At 71.0% G+C, this 22,170-nt stretch carries 20 protein-coding genes and 2 tRNA genes; 5 read left to right on the forward strand and 17 right to left on the reverse strand.

Annotated elements, in window-relative coordinates; translation table 11 throughout:
• Positions 1–8: 8 nt before the first annotated feature.
• The 17 genes from AC1DWP_RS06010 to AC1DWP_RS06090 form a co-directional block, all read right to left on the reverse strand.
• Positions 9–431 (reverse strand): MaoC family dehydratase, encoded by a 423-nt coding sequence (locus tag AC1DWP_RS06010; protein ID WP_477613553.1) that lies wholly within the window; start codon positions 429–431, stop codon positions 9–11.
• Positions 432–433: 2 nt separating this feature from the next.
• Positions 434–880: an FAS1-like dehydratase domain-containing protein gene (locus tag AC1DWP_RS06015; protein ID WP_477613554.1), complete on the reverse strand. Its 447-nt coding sequence runs from the start codon at positions 878–880 to the stop codon at positions 434–436.
• A gap of 109 nt (positions 881–989) precedes the next feature.
• Positions 990–1,160 (reverse strand): 50S ribosomal protein L33, encoded by a 171-nt coding sequence (rpmG, locus tag AC1DWP_RS06020; protein WP_270887403.1) that lies wholly within the window; start codon positions 1,158–1,160, stop codon positions 990–992.
• A gap of 130 nt (positions 1,161–1,290) precedes the next feature.
• Positions 1,291–1,364, reverse strand: a tRNA-Met gene (locus AC1DWP_RS06025).
• Positions 1,365–1,396: 32 nt separating this feature from the next.
• A tRNA-Thr gene (locus AC1DWP_RS06030) sits at positions 1,397–1,469 on the reverse strand.
• Positions 1,470–1,607: 138 nt separating this feature from the next.
• A complete protein-coding gene (locus AC1DWP_RS06035; protein WP_477613555.1) occupies positions 1,608–2,807 on the reverse strand; it encodes an acyl-CoA dehydrogenase family protein in 1,200 nt (399 codons plus the stop codon).
• Positions 2,808–2,893: 86 nt separating this feature from the next.
• Entirely contained in the window at positions 2,894–3,343 is a 450-nt protein-coding gene (gene aroQ / locus AC1DWP_RS06040) for a type II 3-dehydroquinate dehydratase (protein WP_477613556.1), read from the reverse strand.
• A gap of 157 nt (positions 3,344–3,500) precedes the next feature.
• Positions 3,501–4,211 (reverse strand): SRPBCC family protein, encoded by a 711-nt coding sequence (locus AC1DWP_RS06045; RefSeq protein ID WP_477613557.1) that lies wholly within the window; start codon positions 4,209–4,211, stop codon positions 3,501–3,503.
• 4 nt (positions 4,212–4,215) lie between these two features.
• Positions 4,216–5,070, reverse strand: a complete 855-nt coding sequence (locus AC1DWP_RS06050) for an FAD binding domain-containing protein (RefSeq protein WP_477613558.1) — start codon at positions 5,068–5,070, stop codon at positions 4,216–4,218.
• Positions 5,067–7,553, reverse strand: a complete 2,487-nt coding sequence (locus tag AC1DWP_RS06055) for a xanthine dehydrogenase family protein molybdopterin-binding subunit (protein WP_477613559.1) — start codon at positions 7,551–7,553, stop codon at positions 5,067–5,069. Before AC1DWP_RS06055 ends, AC1DWP_RS06050 begins: the two co-directional genes overlap by 4 nt.
• On the reverse strand, positions 7,550–8,047 hold the full coding sequence (locus AC1DWP_RS06060; protein ID WP_477613560.1) for a (2Fe-2S)-binding protein: 498 nt from the start codon (positions 8,045–8,047) through the stop codon (positions 7,550–7,552). Before AC1DWP_RS06060 ends, AC1DWP_RS06055 begins: the two co-directional genes overlap by 4 nt.
• A gap of 111 nt (positions 8,048–8,158) precedes the next feature.
• Positions 8,159–9,376 carry an XdhC family protein gene (locus tag AC1DWP_RS06065; protein WP_477613561.1) on the reverse strand — a complete coding sequence of 406 codons (1,218 nt, stop codon included), beginning with the start codon at positions 9,374–9,376 and terminating at the stop codon, positions 8,159–8,161.
• Positions 9,369–10,523 carry a vWA domain-containing protein gene (locus AC1DWP_RS06070; protein WP_477613562.1) on the reverse strand — a complete coding sequence of 385 codons (1,155 nt, stop codon included), beginning with the start codon at positions 10,521–10,523 and terminating at the stop codon, positions 9,369–9,371. Before AC1DWP_RS06070 ends, AC1DWP_RS06065 begins: the two co-directional genes overlap by 8 nt.
• Positions 10,520–11,410 (reverse strand): AAA family ATPase, encoded by an 891-nt coding sequence (locus tag AC1DWP_RS06075; RefSeq protein WP_477613563.1) that lies wholly within the window; start codon positions 11,408–11,410, stop codon positions 10,520–10,522. Before AC1DWP_RS06075 ends, AC1DWP_RS06070 begins: the two co-directional genes overlap by 4 nt.
• A 48-nt stretch (positions 11,411–11,458) precedes the next feature.
• A complete protein-coding gene (locus AC1DWP_RS06080; RefSeq protein ID WP_477613564.1) occupies positions 11,459–12,031 on the reverse strand; it encodes a nucleotidyltransferase family protein in 573 nt (190 codons plus the stop codon).
• A 53-nt stretch (positions 12,032–12,084) separates the two neighbouring features.
• The gene (locus tag AC1DWP_RS06085; RefSeq protein ID WP_477613565.1) at positions 12,085–12,357 is read right to left on the reverse strand and encodes a hypothetical protein; all 273 of its coding nucleotides are present in this window, start codon (positions 12,355–12,357) and stop codon (positions 12,085–12,087) included.
• Between the two features lie 73 nt (positions 12,358–12,430).
• On the reverse strand, positions 12,431–17,956 hold the full coding sequence (locus AC1DWP_RS06090) for an ATP-binding protein (protein WP_477613566.1): 5,526 nt from the start codon (positions 17,954–17,956) through the stop codon (positions 12,431–12,433).
• Positions 17,957–18,153: 197 nt separating this feature from the next.
• On the opposite strand from AC1DWP_RS06090, the gene paaA reads away from it, so the two are divergent.
• From paaA to paaE, 5 genes are read left to right on the forward strand one after another with little or no spacing between them, the layout of a single operon-like run.
• Entirely contained in the window at positions 18,154–19,128 is a 975-nt protein-coding gene (gene paaA, locus AC1DWP_RS06095; RefSeq protein WP_477613567.1) for a 1,2-phenylacetyl-CoA epoxidase subunit PaaA, read from the forward strand.
• Positions 19,125–19,439 carry a 1,2-phenylacetyl-CoA epoxidase subunit PaaB gene (gene paaB / locus AC1DWP_RS06100; protein ID WP_477613568.1) on the forward strand — a complete coding sequence of 105 codons (315 nt, stop codon included), beginning with the start codon at positions 19,125–19,127 and terminating at the stop codon, positions 19,437–19,439. Before paaA ends, paaB begins: the two co-directional genes overlap by 4 nt.
• An 11-nt stretch (positions 19,440–19,450) precedes the next feature.
• The gene (paaC, locus tag AC1DWP_RS06105; RefSeq protein ID WP_477613569.1) at positions 19,451–20,476 is read left to right on the forward strand and encodes a 1,2-phenylacetyl-CoA epoxidase subunit PaaC; all 1,026 of its coding nucleotides are present in this window, start codon (positions 19,451–19,453) and stop codon (positions 20,474–20,476) included.
• Positions 20,477–20,478: 2 nt separating this feature from the next.
• Positions 20,479–21,054 carry a 1,2-phenylacetyl-CoA epoxidase subunit PaaD gene (gene paaD, locus AC1DWP_RS06110; protein ID WP_477613570.1) on the forward strand — a complete coding sequence of 192 codons (576 nt, stop codon included), beginning with the start codon at positions 20,479–20,481 and terminating at the stop codon, positions 21,052–21,054.
• Positions 21,055–22,155 carry a 1,2-phenylacetyl-CoA epoxidase subunit PaaE gene (gene paaE / locus AC1DWP_RS06115; protein ID WP_477613571.1) on the forward strand — a complete coding sequence of 367 codons (1,101 nt, stop codon included), beginning with the start codon at positions 21,055–21,057 and terminating at the stop codon, positions 22,153–22,155. It abuts the gene before it with no gap.
• Positions 22,156–22,170 lie beyond the last annotated feature (15 nt).

Below are 22,170 nucleotides of genomic sequence, written 5' to 3' on the forward strand. Positions count from 1 at the left end.
AGGGCCGGTCAGTCGAGCTGGACGACGGCGATGCACCGGCCGAGCACCTTGGCGCCCTCGCTCGTCGCGGTGAGCTCGACCGTGGCACGCCGGGTGTCCTCGTCCACTGCTTTGACGACCCCGGTGACCTCGACCTCGCCACCGGCCTGAGGGACGACGACCGGCTTGGTGAAGCGGGTGCCGAACTCGACGACCCGGCCTCCGTCGCCGGCCCACTCCTCGACGACCGAGCCGACGGCCCCCATCGTCCACATGCCGTGGGCGATGACGTCGGGCAGACCGACGGACTTGGCGAAGGCCTCGTCCTGGTGGATGGGGTTCTGGTCGCCGGAGGCGTCGGCGTAGGCCACGAGGGTCTCGCGCGCGACGGTGAGCGTCAGCGGCCCGATGGTGTCGCCGACGGTCGCCTCGGCCAGGGTGCGTGCGCCCACGATCACTCCCCTCCCCGGATGACGATGGTGGACGTGGAGGTGCACAGCGCCTCACCGTCCCGCGTCGCCAGCTCGGTGCGCGTGGTGACCATCGCGTGGCCCCCTGCCTCGCGGACCGAGTCGACCGTCAGGATGCCGAGCACGGAGTCGCCCGCCGTGATGGGTCGGTGGTGGACGAAGCGCTGCTCGCCGTGCACCACCCGGGTGTAGTCGATGCCCGCCTCGGGATCCTGGACGAACACCGCGTCGCACTGCTGCGCGAGGGTGACGGCAAAGGTGGGCGGCGCGATCACGTCGCGGTAGCCGGCGGCCCGGGCTGCCTCGCTCGAGGTGTGCACGGGATCGGTCGAACCCACCGCCGAGGCGAACGCCGCGATGGTCGCCGCGTCCACGGCATACGGGCCACTGGGCGGGTAGCTGCGCCCTGCGAAGTCTGCGTTGACGGCCATGGCGACCACTCTATTCGTGCCCGACGACGACGCGACCAGGCCGCCCACCGGGGACACGACAAAGCCGCCCTGGGACCGAAGTCCGGGGCGGCCGTCGAGGCGCGTCAGGTCAGCGGGTCTCGCGGTGGACCGTGTGCTTGCCGTCGCGGGGGCAGAACTTCTTCATCTCCAGGCGGTCGGGGTTGTTCCGACGGTTCTTCTTGGTGATGTAGTTGCGCTCCTTGCAATCCACGCACGCCAAGGTGATCTTGGGGCGGACATCGGTGCTCTTGCTAGCCACGGGGCAACCTGCTCTCGGAACTGACTGGTGGTCTGTCTTGGTTCAAACAGAATGATGAGGAGCGCACCGATGAAGGCGCGACGACGCATCAGAATACGCGAATCCAGGGGTAATCCTGAAATCGCGGTTGTAGCGGGAGCGGGGCTCGATCCCGCGACCTCACGATTATGAGTCGTGCGCTCTAACCAGCTGAGCTACCCCGCCATGGGGTGTGCGCCTCACGACGCCGTTCCCAGAGCCCCCTGTCGGAATCGAACCGACGACCTTTTCCTTACCATGGAAACGCTCTACCGACTGAGCTAAGGGGGCCTGCCCACCCGGGGCTCGTGAGAGCCGCGCGGAAGTGCGACGGTGAGACTACACGGTCTTGAGCCTCCACCGAAAATCGAGGGTATGCCGCGTGGCCGGCCCCGTGCGACGGCTTTCCCCACACCGGTCCACCGGGGTCTAGCGGAAGGCCTGCTGGCCGGTCATCGCCTGCCCGATGACGAGGGTGTGCATCTCCACGGTGCCCTCGTAGGTGAGGACCGACTCGAGGTTGTTCATGTGCCGGATGATCGGGAACTCGAGGCTGATTCCGTTGGCGCCCAGGATGGTTCGGGAGGTGCGGCAGATGTCGAGGGCTTCCCGGATGTTGTTGAGCTTGCCGAGGCTGACCTGCTCGGGGCGCAGCGTGCCGGCGTCCTTGCGACGCCCCAGGTGCAGGGCGAGCAGCTGGCCCTTGACGAGCTCCAGGGCCATGTCGGCGAGCTTCTGCTGGGTCAGCTGGAAGCCGGCCAGCGGGCGACCGAACTGGTGCCGCTCCATCGAGTAGCGGCGGGCCGTGTCGAGGCTCGACCGAGCGGCGCCGAGGGAGCCCCAGACGATGCCGTAGCGCGCCTCCGACAGGCAGGCCAGTGGCCCCTTGAGGCCGGTCACGTCGGGGAACACCGCGTCGGCGGGTAGCCGGACCCCGTCGAGGACGAGCTCGCTGGTCACCGAGGCGCGCAGCGACAGCTTGTGCTTGATCTCGGGGGCCGAGAACCCGGGGGTGTCGGTGGGCACCACGAAGCCCCGGATGACGCTGTTGCCGTCCCCGGACTCGTCGACCTGGGCCCAGACCACCGCGACGTCGGCGATCGAGCCGTTGGTGATCCACAGCTTCGAGCCGTCGAGCACCCAGTCGTCGCCGTCCCGACGGGCGCGGGTGCGCATCGAGGCGGGGTCGGAGCCGTGGTCGGGCTCGGTCAGGCCGAAGCAGCCGATCGCCTCACCGGCCGCCATCCGTGGCAGCCACTCCTGCTTGTGCTCCTCCGTGCCCCAGCGGTGGATCGCGAACATCGCGAGCGACCCCTGCACCGAGACCAGGCTGCGCACGCCGGAGTCGGTGGCTTCCAGCTCGAGGCAGGCCAGGCCGTAGTCCACAGCGCTCATCCCGGCGCAGCCGTACCCCTCGAGGTGCATGCCGAGCAGCCCGAGCGAGCCGAGCTCTCGGGTCAGTCCGCGGACGTCGTCGATCTCACCGCGTTCGAACCAGTCCGCGACGAACGGCTCGACACGCTTGTCGAGGAAGGCGCGGACGGTGCCGCGGATCGCCTTCTCCTCGTCGGTGAGCAGGTCGTCGATGCCGGCGAGGTCCATCGGGTCGAGCGCAGACGGCGGGGTCATGCGCGCCAGTCTGGCAGGCCGACGGCCCGCGGCCGCCAGCTGCCGCTCAGTGGCGGTCGGGCTCGGCGACTGCCGTCGACCAGGGCTCAGTGGCGGTCGTCGATGAGCTCGGAGATCCGGGCGATCGCGTAGGCGTAGCCGCTGGGGCCGCAGCCGCAGATGACACCGTCGGAGACGGCGGACAGGTAGGAGTGGTGCCGGAACTCCTCCCGCTTGTGCACGTTGCTGAGGTGCACCTCGAAGACGGGGATGCTCACCGCGGCGAGCGCGTCACGCAGGGCGATCGAGGTGTGGGTGTAGGCGCCGGCGTTGATGACGATGCCGACCGCGCTCTTGCGGACCTCGTGGACGGCGTCGATCAGGGCACCCTCGTGGTTGCTCTGCCGGAAGTCCACGTCGAGGCCGGCCAGGCCCGCCGCCTTGCGGCACAGCGCCTCGATCTCGGCCAGGGTGTCGGAGCCGTAGACCTCGGGCTCGCGCTCGCCGAGCAGGTTGAGGTTCGGTCCGTTCAGGACGACGACGGTCTGCTGGCTCATCGTGGGCGCTCCTGTGCGTGCGGTATGCCGTGTGACCGCGGCTCTGCGGGTGCGGCCACCTTGCCATGCGGCCGGTCACTTTCAGGGTAGGGCACCTCAGGTCCGCATGACCGGCTGATCCGGTCATCGTCCGTTTGGCGGGGAGGCGGCCGGACCCCTAACCGCTCATCGCCCGCCAGATCACGATCACGGCCACCACCACGACGACGCCGATGGCTATCTGCTTGCCGTAGGACCTGAGGAGCACCGGCAGGACCGCGCTCCCGAGGTCGAGCGCGTCGTCCGTGCTCGCGGGTGCAGGTTTCGTTCCAATGGGGTGAGATACCTGCGGCTCGGGGGCCATCGGGGCTTCCGGCTCGGGCTCGGGCTCGCCAGAGGGCTCCCCCACGGGCGGGACCTCAGTGGGGTCCCCCACGGGCGGGACCTCGCCGATCTTGCCCTCGATGCAGCCGATGAACTGGCCGAGCAGCTTGTCCGACACGTCCTGCATGACGCCGCGGCCGAACTGCGCGGGCTTGCCGGTCACGGCGAGGTCGGTCTGGACGTCGGCGCGGGTCGACCCGTCCCCGACGTCGGTGAGCTGGATGGTCACGGTGGCACCCGCCGTGCCGTTGCCCCGCTTGTCCTTGCCCTTGGCCTCGATGACCGCCCGGTGGGCGCCGTCGTCACGCTCGACGAAGGCGCCCGTGCCGGAGTAGACCAACGCGATCGGGCCGAGCTTGACCTTCACCGTGCCCGCAAAGCCTTCCTCGGTCACCTCCGTGACCGTGGCGCCGGGGAAGCAGCCGCCGACCAGGGGCAGGTCCATGAAGGTCGCCCAGGTCCGGTCGACCGTGGCAGGCACGGTGAAGGAGTGGCTCAGCTCCACGGGCTCAGCCTCCCGCTGCCGACAGGACGGCCCGTCGGGTGAGCACCGTCGCGAGGTGCTTGCGGTAGTCGCTGTCGCCGTTGAGGTCGGACGGCGGGTTGGTGCCGTCGGCAGCGGCGGCGCACGCGTCCCGAACCGCCTCGTCGGTGGCCGCCTTGCCCACCAACGCCTGCTCCACCGTCGTGGCGCGCAGCGGCGTGGACCCCATGTTGGTCAGTCCGATGCGCGCCTCGGCGATCGTGCCGCCGTCGACGCGCACCGTCGCCGCCACGGCGACGATGGACCACTGGTGCGACACCCGCACGAACTTCTCGTAGCGGTGGCCCCACCCGGTGTGCTTGGGGATCCGGATGGCGGTGAGCAGCTCGCCCTCCCCCACGGCCGTCTCGAACAGGTCCTGGAAGAAGTCGCCGGCGGCCACGGTGCGTTCGCCGCCACTGCCGGCGATGACGAACTCGGTGTCGAGCGCGAGCGCCGGAGCACCCACGTCACCAGCCGGGTCGGCGTGGACGAGCGCTCCGCCGACCGTGCCCCGGTGGCGGATCTGCGGGTCGGCCACCTCGGCGATGGCGTCGGTGAGCAGCCCCGCGTGCTGGCGGACGAGATCGCTCGCCAGCACGTCGGCATACGTGGTCATGGCACCGATGACGAGGTGGTCACCGTCCTCGGTGACCCCCTTGAGCTCCTCGATCCGGCCGAGGTCGATGACCTTCTCCGGGGCGTTGAGGCGCATCCGAAGGATGGGCAGGAGGCTCTGGCCACCGGCCAGCACCTTGGCGTCGTCGCCGGCCTCGGCGAGGGCCGCCAGGGCGTCGGCCACGGACGTGGGTGCCACGTAGTCGAACGATGCGGGGATCACTGGTCTGCTCCGTTCGTCGAGGCACCGGTCGGGCCGGCGTCCTGGTTGGGCGCATCCGCGTCAAAGTGCGGCTGCGCCTGGTCCGTGGTGGCCTCGGACTGGTTGGATCCGGCCGACTGGATGGCCCTCCAAACGCGCTCCGGGGTGCACGGCATCTGGATGTCGCTGATGCCCAACGGTCGCAGCGCATCGACGATGGCATTGACGACTGCGGGTGTGGAGGCGATGCAGCCCGCCTCGCCGACACCCTTGGTGCCGAGCGTGTTCGTCGTCGACGGGGAGGTGGTGTTCTCCGAGACGAAGCTGATCGTGTCGGCGGCCGTCGGGAGGGTGTAGTCGACGAACGACCCCGTGACCAAGGTCCCCTGGTCGTCGAAGACGGCCTCCTCCCACAGCGCTTGCGCGATGCCTTGGAGCACGCCACCGTGCACCTGGCCCTCGACGATGAGCGGGTTGATGATCTGCCCGACGTCGTCGACGCTGACGTACTTGCGCATGGTGACCTGGCCGGTCTCGGTGTCGACCTCCATGGCGCACAGGTGCGTGCCGTGGGGGAACGAGAAGTCGTCGGGGTCGAAGGTGGCGTCGGCGTCGATGCCGGACTCGACACCGGGCGGCAGGTTGTGCGACGTGAACTGGGCGGTCGCCACCTCCGTGATGCCGATGCCGTTGTCCGTGCCGCGGACGGTGAACCGGCCCGAGGAGAACTCCAGGTCGTCGACGCTCGCCTCCAACAGGTGGGCGGCGACGACCTTGGCCTTCTCGACGACCTTGTCGGCGGCACGCACGACCGCCTCGCCGCCCACGACGAGCGACCGCGAGCCGTAGGTGTCGAGCCCACGGGGTGAAATCTGGGTGTCGCCGTGCAGCACCTCGATGTCCTCGAAGGGCACCCCGAGGCGATCCGCCGCGATCTGGCTCCACGCCGTCTCGTGGCCCTGGCCGTGGGGTGAGGTGCCGGTGATGACCTCGACCTTGCCGGTCGCCAGCATCCGGATCGAGGCGTGCTCCCACCCGCCGGCGCCGTAGTTGAGGGCGCCGAGGATCCGTGAGGGTGCGAGGCCGCACATCTCGGTGAAGGTGGAGACGCCGATCCCGAGCTGGACCGGGTCCTTGCGCTCCCGGCGTTCGCGCTGCTCACGCCGCAGCCCTTCGTAGTCGAAGAGCTCGACGGCGCGGGCCGTCGCTGCCTCGTAGTTGCCCGAGTCGTACGTCATGCCCGCCACCGAGGTGAACGGGAACTCGTCGCTCTTGATCCAGTTCTGCTCGCGGATCTGCAGGGGGTCGACCCCCACCTCCGCCGCCAGGTCGTCCATCAGCCGTTCGATGGCGTAGGTGGCCTCGGGACGGCCGGCGCCGCGGTAGGCGTCCACCCAGGTGGTGTTGGTGAGCACCGTCTGCACCGTGAACCGGTAGGCACGGAACTTGTAGATGGCGTTGTACATCCACGCGCCGAGCACGGGGACACCGCCTCCGACCAGACCGACGTACGCGCCGAGGTTGGCGATGAGGTCGACCTTCAGGGCCGTGACCGTGCCGTCCTTGGTCGCCGCGAGGGTGAGCGTCTGGTACTGGTCGCGGCCGTGGTGGCCGGAGACGAGCGACTCCGACCGGGTCTCGGTGTACTTGACGGGCTTGCCGACGTGGCGGGCGGCGGCCAGCGTCGCGAACTCCTCGGCCGTCGTCTGCAGCTTGCCGCCGAACCCGCCGCCGACGTCGGGTGCGATGACCCTCACCTTCGACTCCGGTATGCCGGTCGTGGCAGCGATGAGGAACCGCAGGATGTGCGGGACCTGGGTCGAGGTCCACACCGTGATCTGTTCACCCGTGGGGTCGACCACGGTCGACCGGGGCTCCATGAAGGCCGGGATCAGTCGTTGCTGGCGGATCTCCCGCTCGATGACGATGCCGTCGGCGCGAGCCTTGGCGATCTCGTCGTCGACGGAGGTGCCACTGCCCTGGTCGGCGGAGTCGAGCCGCCACAGTGCCGACTTGTTGGTGCCGAGGTCCGGGTGGGCGAGCACCGCGTCCTCGACCGCCTCCTTGGCGTCGAGTACCGCTGGGAGCTCGTCGTAGTCAACGTCCACGAGCTCCGCGGCGTCGCGGGCCTGGGCCGCGGTGCGTGCCACGACGACGGCCACGATCTCGCCGGCGCAGGCGACGTGGTCGACCACGATCGGCAGGTGGGCGGGCGCCTTCTGGTCGGTGGTGATGGGCCACGCGTTGGCCACGGCGCCCTGACCGTCCTTGACGTCCGCTCCGGTGACGACCGCCATCACCCCGGGAGCCTTGCGGGCCGCTGCCGTGTCGATGCCCCTGATCATGGCGTGGGCGTGGGGGCTGCGGACCATGGCGGCGTGGAGCATGCCCGGCAGGACGATGTTGTCGGTCCAGCGGGTGCGACCGGTGATGAGGCGCTGGTCCTCCTTGCGCAGGCGCCGGCTGCCGATCTCGGCGGCCGGACGCGTCTCGACGGCGGTCATGCCTGGCCTCCGTCCGGGCCCGAGCCCCCAGCGGCGGAGGCCCCCGCGGCCTGCTGCACCGCCTTGACGATGTTGACGTAGCCCGTGCAGCGGCACAGGTTGCCCTCGAGCCCGACCCGGATCTCCTGCTCGGTGGCGTTCGGGTTCTCGTTGAGCACGTCGATGGCCTGCATGATCATCCCGGGGGTGCAGTAGCCGCACTGCAGCGCGTGGCACTGGTGGAACGCCTCCTGCATCGGGTGCAGCTCGCCGTTCGTGGAAAGCCCCTCGATGGTGGTCACGTCGTGGCCGTCGGCCTGGACCGCGAGCACGTTGCACGACTTCACGCTGCGCCCGTCGAGGTGCACGGTGCAGGCCCCGCAGTTGCTGGTGTCGCACCCGACCACCGTGCCGGTCTTGCCCAGCTGTTCCCTCAGGTAGTGGACGAGGAGCGTCCGCGGCTCCACCTCGTCCGAGTAGTCGACTCCGTCGACCGTGACGCTGATGCGGGTCATTCGCTCACCTCTCTGTGACGAAACACCTCTGACGGAACACCTGTGACAAACGCTGGGCGCGGCCGCCGCCGCACTTCGGATACTTGTCGTCAGGACAAGTGCTGGCAACGGTCAATCCGGGTGGTTTCCGGTGACCTCCTCCATTCCGGTGGATGCCCCCACCAACCCCGTCGCATGGTGGTGGATCGGCCCCTCGCGGTGGCCCAGCCGATCTCCTCGGCCTCCCCACTGGAGCGCGATGATCTCCGCCGCGATGCTCACGGCCGTCTCCTCGGGAGTGCGCGCCCCGAGGTCGAGACCGACCGGGCTCGAGAGCCTGGCCAGCTCGTCCTCCGTGAGGCCGGCCTCCCGCAGCCGTCCCATCCGGTCGTCGTGGGTGCGGCGCGATCCCATCGCCCCGACGTAGCCCACCTCGGGCAGGCGCAGGGCGAGCTCGAGGACCGGCACGTCGAACTTCGGGTCGTGGGTCAGCACGCAGATCACCGTGCGGGCGTCGATCCGGCCGGCGTCCCGCTCCGCCGCGAGGTAGCGGTGCGGCCAGTCCACGACGACCTCGTCGGCGGACGGGAACCGCGACGCCGTGGCGAAGACCGGTCGGGCGTCACAGACCGTGACCTGGTAGCCGAGGAAGTGGCCCTGGTGCGCCACCGCCGCGGCGAAGTCGATGGCTCCGAAGACCAGCATCCGGGGCCTGGGTGCGAAGGAGGAGACGAAGACCCGCATGCCCTCGCCGCGGCGCTCCCCGTCCGGGCCGTAGGTGAGGGTCTCGGTGCGACCGGAGGCCAGCAAGCCGCGCGCGTCGTCGGTGACCGCGTCGTCGGCTCGCGACGACCCCAGCGTCCCCGTGTCCCCGGCGGCGCCGTTGACTCCCGCGGGTCCAGGGGGATCGGACTCCGGACGGACGACCAGCCGGCGCCCGAGCCACGCCGGGTCGGGGTGCTGGATGACCGTCGCCACGGCGACGGGGCGACCCGCCTCGATGTCCCCGGCCACCGCTCCCAGCTCGGGGAAGGTCTCGCGGCTCACCTGCTCGACGAAGACGTCGAGGATCCCTCCACAGGTCAGCCCCACGGCATACGCGTCGTCGTCAGTGACGCCGTAGCGCTGCAGGACCGGCACGCCGTCGGCGACCACACCCTCGGCGAGCTCGTAGACAGCGCCCTCGACGCACCCGCCGCTGACCGACCCGACGGCCTCGCCCCCGGGGCCCACGAGCATGGCGGCTCCCGCCGGGCGGGGCGCCGAGCGCCACGTGGCGACCACGGTGCCCACACCGACCGTGGCACCGGCCCGCCACCAGCGGAGCAGCTCGGGGAGCACCTCACGCACGCGCAACCACCTCCACGAGCTCCTCGAACGTCGCCATCGAGTGACCTGCCACGAAGTCGTCGACGTGCGGGAGCGCAGCGACGATGCCCTGCTGGACGGGCTCGTAGCCCGGCTTGCCGCGATGCGGGTTGACCCACACGACCCGGTGGGCCAGCGCACTCAGCCGGCGCATCTGCTCGCCGAGCGCCGCGGGCTCGTCGCGTTCCCAGCCGTCGCTGAAGAGCACGACCACCGCGCCCCGGGCCATCCCTCGTCGCCCCCACCTGTCGAGGAAGGCTCCGATCCCCTCGGCCAGCCTGGTGCCGCCCGACCAGTCGGGGACGCAGGCACCGCAGGCGACGATCGCCCGCTCTGGGTCGCGCTGTCGGAGCGGGCGCGTGACGTGCGTCAGCCGCGTGCCGAGGGTGAACACCTCGACCGGCAGACCGCTGGCGGCGTAGGTGTGTGCCAGCCGCAGCAGGGCGTCGGCGTAGGCGCTCATCGAACCGGACACATCCACGAGCAGGACCACCCGGCGAGGGCGGGCTCCCTTGTGCCGCCACGCGATCGGGCCCGGCTCCCCCATCCGTCTCAGCTGTTCCCTCAGCGTCCGGCGGGCATCGACGCCGCCCCTCCGCGACGGGGTGTGCCGGTGGGCCGGACGGCGCGGCGCGCGTGGCCGCAGGGCCGCGAACATGGCCGCGAGCCGCGCGCGGTCGGCGTTGCTGAGGGAGGCCACGTCGCGGTGGCGGAGCACCTCCAGGGCGCTGGCCGACGCGCGCACGAGGTCCTGTGGCGACTCCGGGTCCTCACCCTGCCCCTGCCCCGCGTCGAGGGGGGCGTGGGCGACGGTGTGGGACGTGTCGCGCCGCGCGCGCCGCGTGGCACGCTCGAGGCCGAACCACGCGGCATACACCTGGTCGTAGCGCTCGAGGTCGGCCGGTGAGGCACACAGGGTGGCGCGCCCGGCCCAGTAGGCGCCGGACTCGTCGTCCATCCCGACGGCCGCCACCGCGTCGAGGTAGGTGCGCTCGCGGTCGGCCGTGACGTTGACGCCCGCGGCCCTCACCGCCCGGGCGAAGCCCAGGAGGATCTCGTCCGCGGCGTGAGCGGGTGCGGCAGGCGACGGGGCAGCCATCGGCGGGACCGGCGTCGGCGAGGCCGTCATCGGGCCAGGATCCGGTCGAGCGCCGCGCGGACCTTCTCGGCGTCCTCGCGGTACTTCACGGCGACGCCAAGGCTCGCCGACGCGGTGTCGAAATCGAGGTCGGACGCACCCAGCTCCTGCAGCGCGCGAGCCCAGTCGAGGGTCTCCGCGACGCCGGGAGGCTTGATCAGGTCTTGCTCATCGCGCAACCGGTGGACAGTCGAAACCACTTGCGCGGCAAGGGATTGTGAGACTTCCGGAGCGCGCGTCCTCACGATCTCCAGTTCGCGCTCGAGGCTGGGGTGGTCGATCCAGTGGTAGAGGCACCGACGCTTGAGCGCATCGTGGAGCTCGCGGGTGCGGTTGGAGGTGAGGACCACGATCGGCGGCGTCGCGGCCGTCACGGTCCCCAGCTCGGGGATGGTCACCTGCCACGTCGAGAGCACCTCGAGCAGGAACGCCTCGAACTCGTCATCGGCCCGGTCGATCTCGTCCACGAGCAGGACGACCGGCGACTCGCGCAGGGCACGCAGCACCGGCCGGGCGAGGAGGAACCGCTGGTCGAACAGCTGCGCCTCGACCTCGGCCAGGTCCTGCCCACCCGCCGCCACGGCCTCGACGGCTCGCAGGTGCAGGATCTGGCGGGGGAAGTCCCAGTCATAGAGCGCCTGGGTCGCGTCGATGCCCTCGTAGCACTGCAGCCGGATCAGCGGCAGGTCGAGCGCTGCCGCGATGCCCTCCGCGAGCGCGGTCTTGCCGGTGCCGGGCTCGCCCTCGAGCAGCAGCGGGCGCTGGAGTCGCAGCGCGAGCCAGGCAACCGTGGCGAGGGCGTCGTCGGCGAGGTATCCCGTGTCGGCAAGCCCCTGCGTCAGCTCCCCCGCGGACTCAAAGGCCTCGCGTGGCTCCATGTCCACAGCATCACCCATGCTGGCGACTAATTGAAGGGGCAACCCCGGTCACAGGTCGTCAGGGGTGTCGACGTCGTGCCCCGACGCGAGGTGACCGACCTCGACGACCGCGTGGGGGTGGGTGGCGAGGTAGTCACGGGCGCCGTGGTCGCCCGTGGCGGTGTCGGCGATCGCGGTCCAGTGGTCGCGCCCGATCACCACCGGGTGCCCGGGCACTCCTCGGTATGCCGCGCGCGCCAGGGCGCTCGGCGCGTCACCTGCGGCGGTGAGCACCGTCGCGACGACGTCGGCGCCCACGTCGGGGAGGTCGACGAGCAGGACGCAGGCCACCTCGGCGTCCGTGGAGTGGAGGGCGTCGATGCCGCGGCGCAGCGAGGCACTCTGGCCCTGTGCCCAGTCGGCGGCCTCGACGACCAGGTCCGCTCCCGCCGCGGTCGCCAGTGCTTCCGCGCGCTCGCCCTCCGCGCCCACCACGACGACGACCGGCGCGCAGCCTCCGTCGCGCAGCACCCGAACGCCCCGCTCGACGAACGTGCCACCGGTGGGGTCCCCGAGCACCGCCTTGGGGGTGCCCATGCGGCGGCCTCCCCCGGCAGCGAGGAGCAGCCCTGCGGGTTTCACCCGGCCAGACTGCCACGGGACCGCACCGGAGCGCCGGAGGGCGCGGGCGCACGTCAGACGGGGGGCTCGGCCTGGCGTACGTCCTCGACGTAGCGGTGACCGACGGAGAGTCGCTCCGCGACGGTCTCGACCCAGCGTGGCGGCTGCTCCCCGATCCCCCTCGCGGCGAGACCGGCGGTCAGGTCGGCCTGCACGTCGAGCGGGTCGCGGCCCTCCGCACCAGGGGCGAGTGCGTCGATCACCTCCTGGATCACCGACTGCACGACCCGGTGGCGGTCGACGTCACCCTCGTCCATCGACGCGAGGTCACGGTTCTGCTCACTCATCGTTCCTCCTGCGGTTAGAGGGGTGTTCACCCGTCTCGTACCCACAGCCGGGTCGCGGCATGCGTCAGGCCGGTCAGCTGCTGCGCGCCAGCCCTGCCTCGATCGCGGCGATGATGCGGGGCCGCAGCTCGTGCGGGTCGATGACGGCATCGACCGATCCCACGCTGACGGCGCGGTGGATGCTGTGCACGCCGTCGAACTCCGAGGCGACCTCGCCGAGCTTCTCGCTGCGCACCGCGGTGCGCAGCTCGGCGAGCTCGGTGGACAGTCGGGCGCGCTCGGCGCCCCATGCCTCGCCGAGCCGTGCCTCGAGGTCCTTGACCCGCGGGTCCGCTGCGGTGCGGGCGTCGACGTCGCGGGAGAAGACGACGGCTGCTGCGGGCGCGCCGCCGATGACCGACGCGAACGACCCTTCGACGGCCAGGACGGTCATGTTCGGGTTGAGCGCCTTGGAGAACACGACGAACGCCCCACCGTGGTAGCGGCTCACGACGCAGAACACGATCGGACCCTCGAAGTTGACGATGGCCCGGCCGATCTCCGCGCCGTACTCGAGCTGCAGGCTGCGCATCGACTCGGGCGACCCGTCGAAGCCGGACAGGTTGGCGAGCACGACGACGGGACGGTTGCCGCTCGCGGCGTTGATCGCCCGCGCGGTCTTCTTGGACGAGCGCGGGAAGAGGGTGCCCGCGGTGTAGGTGTCGGGTCCGTCGGTGGGCGGGAAGCCCCGTCGCGCAACGGTTTTGGACTCGATGCCGATGAGGCAGACGGGGATCCCGCCAAGGTGGGCGTCCTGCACGACCGAGGTCTCTGCGTCGGCCATGCCGGCCCAGCGCTCGAGCGTCGCGTGGTCCTGGTCGGCCACCGCCGCCATCAGGATGCGGATGTCGAAGGCCTTCTTGCGGTCCGGGTTCGTGGCCGCCGAGAAGATGTCGCCCACCGTCGTGAAGCCGGAGTCCGGCATGACGTGCGGGTATGCCGTGACGTCCCGGGCGACGTCGTCGCTGGACTTCGCGCGACGTGGCCCGGCCTCACCCGGGTGCACGTAGGTGTGGTCGTAGTGGGCCATCAGGACGCCGTAGGCGCCGGCGAGGTCGCGCGCCCAGTACTGCGCCTGGCCGTTCGGCCCCATGACCCGGTCGTAGCCGCCGATGCCGAAGTTGTCCTCGGCCGACACCCCGCCGGAGAAGTCGAGCGACTGCTTGCCGGTCAGCACCATGGCGCTGTCCGGGGTCATCACGAGGATGCCCTTGGTGTGCATGAGCATCGTCGCCTCGGCGTTCCAGTAGGGCTGGGCGCCGACGTTGATCCCGGCGACGACGATGTTGATCTCGCCACCGTCCTGGGTGAACTCGATGATCCGCTTGAGGGCCTTGGCGACCCAGTCCATGTTCTCCGTGCCGGAGTCCATCGAGATCCTGGCGCCGGCGGACAGGGCGAACCACTCGACCGGCACCTCCATCCGCTCGGCCAGGTCGAGGGCCGCGATGACACGCGCGCACTCGGCCTCGGAGACTGCACCGAGGGCCTTGAGCGGGTCGCCGCAGAGCAGCACCCGGGTCATTCCCTCGGGATAGCGCTCGGTGGGCGTGGTGATGACACCCGCGATGATGCCCGCCTTGTTGAGGCCGTAGGGCCGGTCGACGGGGACGAGCACTCCGGCGTCGTCCAGGTCGTACTCGGTGGCGGTCCCACCGGGTCCGGCGATCATGGCCTGCAGCTCGTAGGGGTAGACGACCCCACGACGACGGGCACGCACGACCTTCTGCGCGTAGTCGTCCAGCGGCTTGAGGCGGGTGGTCGGCGGCTCCTCGACGGAGGTCACGACGCCCGACCCGGGCTGGTAGTGGAACCGTGCCGCGAGAGGCGCGCTGGCACCGTCGGGCGTCGCGATCCGGCCCTGGACCAGGACCTCCTCGATGCCTGCACCGGCGGTCAACGGGGCGATCCGGGCCTGGAGGGCGGTCAGCTGGTTGAGGTCCGCCTCGATGGGTGGCCAGATGTGGACCCACACGTGGTTCATGTCGAGCCGGGCACCGGCCGCTCCACGAGCCGACCGCGCCCGGCGGATGGCCTCGAGGCAGTTGGCGATGGCGCGCTCGGCGTGGGGCAGGGCCGTCACCCGGCCCTGCTCGTCGCGGACGACGACGAGCTGACGGACCTGTGCCAGCGCGACGAGGCGCTGGTCGGCCTCGTTGCCCGGGGCGGTGCACAGGTAGAGCAGGACGTCCTCGGGGGCTTCGAGACGGGTCACGTCGAAGTCGCGAAGCCGCCAGAGGTTGAGGCGCCGCCCGACCATGGGGTGCACCCCGCGCACGAGCCGGTCCTCGACCATGGCGCCCTCGCCGTCGGGACGGAAGGTGAAGTACGCCACCGGTCGTCCGGCACCGGGGCAGACGGCGACGGCCACGCGGCGCACCCGCTGCGCGAACGGCATACCGGCGAGGAAGTCACCCAGGCGGTCGGAGGCGTCCTCGGGCGACTCCGGCTCGTCGGGCCACGACAGGTAGAGGTCGACCACGCCGTCGGAGCCCGCGGCGCTCTCGTCGAGCTGGGCCGACACGGCCTCGGCGAGCTCGCCGTCAGCCGTGAGCTCGTCGACCCGGCCGACACTGGTGACCAGGTGCGTGGGCCGACCGTCGAGCGTGTAGTCGGCGATCGCGAAAGGCCTTGTGCCAACTGAGATCTCGCGCAGAGCGGTCAGGTCGTGGTCGCGGTAGTGACGCTTGATGAGGACGGCCAGCATCGGCTCGCGCCGAGGCACGCCCCGGTCCAGCCGCTCCGCGAGGAACTGCACGATCTGCTCGGGGATGGCGGCGAGGGCGTCGATCCGACGGGCGCGCTCCTCGCTCTCGGGCATTGCCTCCAGGGCGGTCAGCTCGTCGCTGACGCCACCGAGGATGCTGGCCCGGTCGGCGTCGACCAGGGGCTGGTCGAACCAGCGGAACCGCACGCTGCGGGCGAGGTCGCCAACGACCGGGAAGCGCAGCTGGGTCGCGACGACGAGCCGGTCGAGGACCTCTCGGGCGGCACTGTCGAGAGGGGCTTCGGGACAGGGCTCGACCATCCAGCGCTGCAGCAGTGACGTCGCGAGCGCGACATCAGGGGCTGACCGCTGCTGCGAGAGGAAGACCCGGAAGACCGCCTGCTCCAGCTCGGCGGTGCGGTCCAGGCTGTCGATGCCGTAGTGCCGCACGACGTTCGACAGCTTGGCGCGGAACTGCTCGGGCAGCGCCCCGCGATCGGGGTCGAGGCTCTGGAGGTAGGTGTGGAAGTGCTCGCGGGGGCTGTGCACCCGGTTCTCGACATGGGTCTCCTCGCCGGCCGGCCGGTTGCGGCTCAGCTCGGCGAAGTCGGCGAACACCTCGAGCACGGCGACCTCGGCACAGACCTGCGAAACACCCTGCGCAGTCAGCTCGTCGCGGGCGGCGAGGTAGGTCGCCAGGGTGCTGCCCTCGTCGCGCTGGTCGAGGTCGTAACCGAGGAGCATCGCGGCCAGGGCGGACCGGGCGTGATCCGCGGAGGCGGCAGCACCGTCGCCCGTGGTGGAGTCTTCGGGCAGGTCGAGGTCCACGGCCTCGTCGGCGTCGCCGGCCTCGGCCGCCTCGTCAGCGTCACCCACCGGTTCCAGCCGGACCAGGGGCGTGCCGGTCTCGACCTGGCTGCCCGCCGACACCAGGAGCTCCTTGACCCGGCCGGCGAACGGCGCGGGCAGGACGGTCTCCATCTTCATCGACTCGAGCACGAGCACCGGCGCGCCTGCCGCGACCTCGGCGCCGACGGCGACAGGGGTGGCGACGACGAGCGCCGGAGCCGGCGAGCGCAGCACGCCGCCCTCGTCCCGGCTGACGCGGTGCGTGACCCCGTCGACCTCCACGAGCTGGACCGGGCCATGGGTGGCGGTGATGAGTCGATGCGTGCGCCCGGAGATCGTGAGGCGGCTGGTGTACTCGTCGAGACGGTCGAGGTCGGCATCGACGGTCTGCTCGACGGCGCCGGCGGCGAGGGCCACACGGAACTTGTGCGGCCCGATCCGCCACACCGTGACCTTGTAGGCCGTGCCGCGCAGCTTGAGGTCGATGGCCCGTCCGGTGCGGTGCTGCACCTGGGGCCGCCCACCCCGGGAGGTCTCGAGCAGGCGGGTGCGCTCGACCTCCTCCTCGTCCTCGTAGCCCTCGATACCCGCGGCGACGAGGGCCACGCCCGAGTGGCGGTGCGAGACCAGCCGGCCCTCGGCCCGGACCCGGTCGATCCATCCCGTGTCGGCGCTGCCGTCGATGATCTCCGGCTGGTCGAGCAGGTCGAGGATGAAGCTCTTGTTGGTCGAACCCCCCTCGATGACGACAGTGGTCTCGCCCATGGCGCGACGCAACCGGGCCAACGCCTCGTCACGGTCACGCCCGACCGCGATGATCTTGGCGATCATCGAGTCGAAGTCGGCGGGGATCGAGTCCCCTTCTCCCACACCGGTGTCCACCCGGATGCCGGGGCCGCTGGGGAGCTGCAGCAGGGCGATCCGACCCGGCGACGGGGCGAAGTCACGGTCGGGGTCCTCGGCGTTGAGGCGCGCCTCCACGGCGTGGCCCTCTTCGCGCGGGCGCTCACCCTCGAGCCGGCCGCCGGCGGCCACGTGGATCTGGAGCTTGACCAGGTCGGTGTCGGTGGTGACCTCGGTGATCGGGTGCTCGACCTGGAGGCGGGTGTTGACCTCGAGGAAGGCAAAGAACTTGTCGCCCGGGTGGTAGAGGAACTCGACCGTGCCGGCCCCGGCATACCCCACTGCGACGGCGAGGCGCTCGGCACTGGCCTTCACCTCTGCCACCTGCTCGGGGGCGAGGACGGGCGACGCGGACTCCTCGATGACCTTCTGGTTGCGTCGCTGCACAGAGCAGTCGCGGACGCCGATGGCCCAGGCGGTGCCCTGCCCGTCGGCGATGACCTGCACCTCGACGTGGCGGGCGCCGGTCACCAGCCGTTCGAGGAACACGACGCCGGAGCCGAACGCGCGCTGGGCCTCGTCGCGCGTGCGCTCGTAGGCGTCGGTGAGGTCGGCGTCGGAGGCGACCATTCGGATGCCCCGTCCGCCACCGCCGGCGGTCGCCTTGAGCATGAGGGGGTAGCCGATCCGGGCGGCCGCCGCCTTCGCGTCCTCCAGGGTGTCGACGCCGCCGCCGCTCCACGGGGCCACCGGGACGCCGACCTCCTCGGCGATGATCTTGGAGCCGATCTTGTCCCCGAGCTTGCGCATCGCCTCGGGACTCGGGCCGATGAAGGTGACGCCGATCCCGGCGCAGACCTCGGCGAAGTTCGGGTCCTCGGCGACGAAGCCCCAGCCGACCCAGGCGGCATCCGCTCGGGTCTCGGCCAGCGCCTTCTCGAGGACGGCGTAGTCGAGGTAGGGGCGGTTGGCTGCCGGTCCGAGGTTGTAGGCGTGGTCGGCCTCGCGGACGAACATGGCCCGCTTCTCGCCCTCGGTGTGCAGGGCGATGGTCTCGATGCGGTGCCCGTCAGCCCCCGCCTGCGCGTTGAGGTCGCGCACCGCGTGGATGAGCCGCATGGCGGCCTCGCCGCGGTTGACGATGGCGATGCGCGAGAACATCGGGTGGGCCTCCCAGCGACGACGGACTGCGGAACGGTGCCGAGCCTGCCACCGATCACGGGTGACGCGCGAGTAATGCGATGCGTCGGCACGCGGCATACCGTGGTTGCCACCTGCTTGCTTGCCAACACCCGACGGCACCTGAGACACTATTACAGACCGTTCGGTCAGTTATTGGCCCCACCGCGGAGGGTTGCATGACGGACACCACCACTGCCCCGGCCACGCCGGGTGGCGAGGCCGACCTCCTGGCCGGGTTCGAGGCGACGATCAGCCACAACGACCGCATCGAACCCCGCGACTGGATGCCCGAGGGATACCGCAAGACGCTCATCCGCCAGGTCGCCCAGCACGCGCACTCCGAGATCATCGGCATGCAGCCGGAGGGCAACTGGATCGGCCGCGCGCCCTCGCTGCGCCGCAAGGCGATCCTGCTCGCCAAGGTCCAGGACGAGGCCGGCCACGGGCTCTACCTCTACTCGGCTTGCGAGACGCTCGGCGTCAGCCGCGGCCAGCTCACCGAGATGCTCATCGAGGGCCGCCAGAAGTACTCCTCGATCTTCAACTACCCGACCCTGTCCTACGCCGACGTCGGCACCATCGGGTGGCTCGTCGACGGCGCCGCGATCTGCAACCAGGTGCCGCTGTGCCGGACGTCGTTCGGGCCCTACGGCCGCGCGATGATCCGCATCTGCAAGGAGGAGTCCTTCCACCAGCGGCAGGGCTTCGAGCTGCTCATGACGATGATGCGCGGCACCGACGAACAACGCGCGATGGTGCAGGAGTCGGTCAACCGGTTCTGGTGGCCGGCGCTGATGATGTTCGGCCCGCCCGACGACGAGTCCCCCAACTCGGCCCAGTCGATGGCGTGGGGCATCAAGCGGAACACCAACGACGACCTGCGCCAGCGGTTCGTCGACATGTCCGTGCCGCAGGCGAAGGTGCTCGGCGTGACCTTCCCCGACCCCGAGCTGCGCTGGAACGAAGGGCGCCAGGCCCACGACTTCGGCCAGCCGGACTGGGACGAGTTCATGCAGGTCGTCAAGGGCAACGGCCCGTGCAACACCCAGCGCATCGCCCACCGACGGGCCGCGCACGAGGACGGCGCCTGGGTCCGCGAGGCAGCGACCGCGTATGCCGCTCAGCAGCTTTCCGAGGAAGGCACGGCATGAGCGACGCACTGTCCCCCGACGAGCGGGTGCGCGCCGAGTGGCCGCTGTACGAGGTCTTCGTCCGCGGGAAGCGCGGGCTGAACCACGTCCACGTGGGGTCGCTGCACGCGGCCGACGACCAGATGGCGCTGCGGCACGCCCGCGACGTCTACACCCGTCGCAACGAGGGTGTGAGCATCTGGGTCGTGAAGTCGCAGGACATCGCCGCCTCGAGCCCGGACGAGAAGGACCCGATGTTCGCTCCGAGCGGCGACAAGGTCTACCGGCACCCGACGTTCTACGAGATCCCCGACAACGTCCCCCACATGTGAGCTGCTGACCCATGCCTGACCACAACGTGTCGCCCGAGAGCGCGCTGCCCGACGGGCTCGACGCCCTCCAGTCGGTGGCCGACGACGTCGTCCACCAGCCGTCCCACCCGGCGCCCGACCCCAACGACGCTCACGGGTCGGTCTACGACGGTCTCCTCGGGGGCGACCCGTCGCACTGGGCGTTCGGCACCGACTTCGAGGACCCGCTCGCCGGGGTCGACACGACGATGCCCGACGGCGTGGAGGCCGCGGACCTCGGTGCCTACTGCGTGATGCTCGCCGACGATGCGCTGATCGCCTCGCAGCGGCTCTCCGAGTGGTGCAGCCGCGCGCCCGACCTCGAGGACGACATCGCGCTGTCCAACATCGCGCTCGACCTGCTCGGCCAGGCCCGGCTGCTCCTCGCCCGCGCGGCCGCGGCCGACCCCTCGCTCGTGCCCACGCTGCCCGACGGGTCGCCTGTCCCGCCCGAGGACGCCTTGGCCTTCTTCCGCGACGCGGGGCAGTTCCGCAACGTGCGCCTCGTCGAGCTCGACAACGGCGACTTCGCCGTGACGATCGTCAAGCTGCTGCTGCACTCCAGCGCGCGCATCGCGATCTTCGAGCAGCTCGTCGACAGCCGCGACCACGTGCTTGCAGCGGTCGCGGCCAAGGGCGTCAAGGAGCTGACCTACCACCGCGACTACGCCGGGCGCTGGTTCCTCACGCTGGCGCGTGGCACGCAGGAGTCCCGGCGGCGGCTCGAGGACGCCCTCGACGCGGTGTGGCCGCTGCACGCAGAGCTGTTCCGGACGCACGACGTCGAGGCGCGGGTTGCGGCCGCCGGCGTCGGCGTCGACCCGGCGACGGTCGCCGACGACGTGGCCGTCGTCCTCGCGCAGGTGTTCGCCCTCAGCGGCATCGAGCAGCCGACCAGGGCGCCGCTCGCAGCGGTCCAGGGCCGACAGGGGCGCGACGGCATGCACACCGAGGCCCTGAGCCGGATCGTCGGCGAGATGCAGGTCGTCGCCCGAGCCCACCCGATGGGTCAGTGGTGACCATGACATCGACCACCCAGACCTCTCGGCGGTTCGACCTGGACGCGCCCGGCGATCTAGGCGCGTCTGCATCGAACCGGGAGCTGCGGAAGCGCGCGCACGCCGTGGCCCGCACCGTGACCGACCCCGAGATGCCGATGCTGACCCTCGATGACCTCGGGGTACTGCGCTCCGTCGAGGTGTCGGACACCGGAGCCGTGACGGTGGCGATCACGCCGACCTACACCGGGTGCCCCGCGATGGCCACCATGCGTGACGACCTCGTCCGCGTGCTCCGTGAGTCCGGCTTTGCGGACGTGACGATCCGGGTGTCCCTCTCCCCCGCCTGGTCGAGCGACTGGATCACCGATCGTGGCCGGCAGGCGCTCGTCGACCACGGCCTGTCAGCCCCCGGCCCCGTGCCGGCCCGCTCTGGACCGATCGCCTTGTCCCTCAAGCCGATCCGACGCGCGCTCCACTGCCCCCAGTGCGGATCCGGCGCCGTCGAGCTGACCTCCGAGTTCGGGCCGACGGCCTGCAAGGCGCTGTACCGGTGCTCGACCTGCCTCGAGCCGTTCGAGCACGTGAAGGAGATCTGAGTGACCGCCGCCACCGGCTCGTTGCTGCTCCCGAAGACCAAGCGCACCGCGCCCACCTTCCACACCCTGACCGTCCACTCCGTCGAGCAGCTGACTGACGATGCCGTGGCGGTGAGCTTCGACGTCCCGGCCGAGCTTGCCGCGGCATACGACTTCGTCGCGGGGCAGTCGCTGACGCTGCGGCGCACCATCGACGGGCAGGAGCACCGCCGCACCTACTCGATCTGCGCCGCCGTCGGCGAGCGCCCGCGCATCGGCGTGCGCGAGATCCCCGACGGGCTTTTCTCGCGCTGGCTGGTCCGCGAGGTGCGGCCAGGGACCGAGATCGAGGTGCAGACACCGTCGGGGAGCTTCCGGGCCGACCCTGCCACCGGCGGACGTCACCTGTGCATCGCTGCCGGTTCGGGCATCACGCCGATGCTGTCGATCGCCAGCACCATGCTGAGCAACCCGGCGGCCGAGGTCACCCTGATCTACGGCAACCGCACCACCGGCTCGGTGATGTTCGCCGAGGAGCTCGCCGACCTCAAGAACCGTTACGGCGCAAGGCTTCAGCTCATCCACGTGCTCTCCCGCGAACCCCGCGACGTCGAGCTGTTCTCCGGCCGCATCGACGCCGACCGGCTGCGCAGGCTGCTCGCCGTGCTGGTGCCGGTGGACGACATCGACGACGTGTGGCTCTGCGGGCCGTTCGCCATGATCGGTGCCGCCCGCGAGGTGCTCGCCGAGGTCGGCGTCGCCGAGGACCGCGTGCACTTCGAGCTCTTCTACGTCGACGAGCCCCCACCGGAGCTCCACCGTGCCGACGCCGTCGTCGAGGGAGAGACCAGCGACGTCACCGTCGTGCTCGACGGGCTCAGCTCGACCACGCCCATGCCACGGAGCCAGTCGATCCTCGACGCCGCCCAGGCCTCCCGCACCGACCTGCCATTCGCCTGCAAGGGCGGCGTCTGCGGCACCTGTCGGGCCCTGGTCCGCGAGGGCGACGTCGACATGCGGCGCAACTACGCCCTGGAGAAGGCAGAGGTCGCCGAGGGCTTCGTCCTCACGTGCCAGTCCTACCCTGTCAGCGACACCGTGACCGTCGACTTCGACGCCTGACCGTCCCCCAGAACC

The organism is Pedococcus sp. P2_F6 (assembly GCF_056403675.1).

Coding starts and splice junctions, on each gene's coding strand:
- AC1DWP_RS06015 (WP_477613554.1), bottom strand. CDS start 880: ATGGCCGTCAACGCAGACTTCGCAGGGCGCAGCTACCCGCCCAGTGGC.
- AC1DWP_RS06035 (WP_477613555.1), bottom strand. CDS start 2,807: ATGACCCCGCCGTCTGCGCTCGACCCGATGGACCTCGCCGGCATCGAC.
- aroQ (WP_477613556.1), bottom strand. CDS start 3,343: ATGAGCCAGCAGACCGTCGTCGTCCTGAACGGACCGAACCTCAACCTG.
- AC1DWP_RS06055 (WP_477613559.1), bottom strand. CDS start 7,553: ATGACCGCCGTCGAGACGCGTCCGGCCGCCGAGATCGGCAGCCGGCGC.
- AC1DWP_RS06060 (WP_477613560.1), bottom strand. CDS start 8,047: ATGACCCGCATCAGCGTCACGGTCGACGGAGTCGACTACTCGGACGAG.
- AC1DWP_RS06070 (WP_477613562.1), bottom strand. CDS start 10,523: ATGACGGCCTCGCCGACGCCGGTCCCGCCGATGGCTGCCCCGTCGCCT.
- AC1DWP_RS06075 (WP_477613563.1), bottom strand. CDS start 11,410: ATGGAGCCACGCGAGGCCTTTGAGTCCGCGGGGGAGCTGACGCAGGGG.
- AC1DWP_RS06085 (WP_477613565.1), bottom strand. CDS start 12,357: ATGAGTGAGCAGAACCGTGACCTCGCGTCGATGGACGAGGGTGACGTC.
- AC1DWP_RS06090 (WP_477613566.1), bottom strand. CDS start 17,956: ATGTTCTCGCGCATCGCCATCGTCAACCGCGGCGAGGCCGCCATGCGG.
- paaA (WP_477613567.1), top strand. CDS start 18,154: ATGACGGACACCACCACTGCCCCGGCCACGCCGGGTGGCGAGGCCGAC.
- paaB (WP_477613568.1), top strand. CDS start 19,125: ATGAGCGACGCACTGTCCCCCGACGAGCGGGTGCGCGCCGAGTGGCCG.
- paaC (WP_477613569.1), top strand. CDS start 19,451: ATGCCTGACCACAACGTGTCGCCCGAGAGCGCGCTGCCCGACGGGCTC.
- paaD (WP_477613570.1), top strand. CDS start 20,479: ATGACATCGACCACCCAGACCTCTCGGCGGTTCGACCTGGACGCGCCC.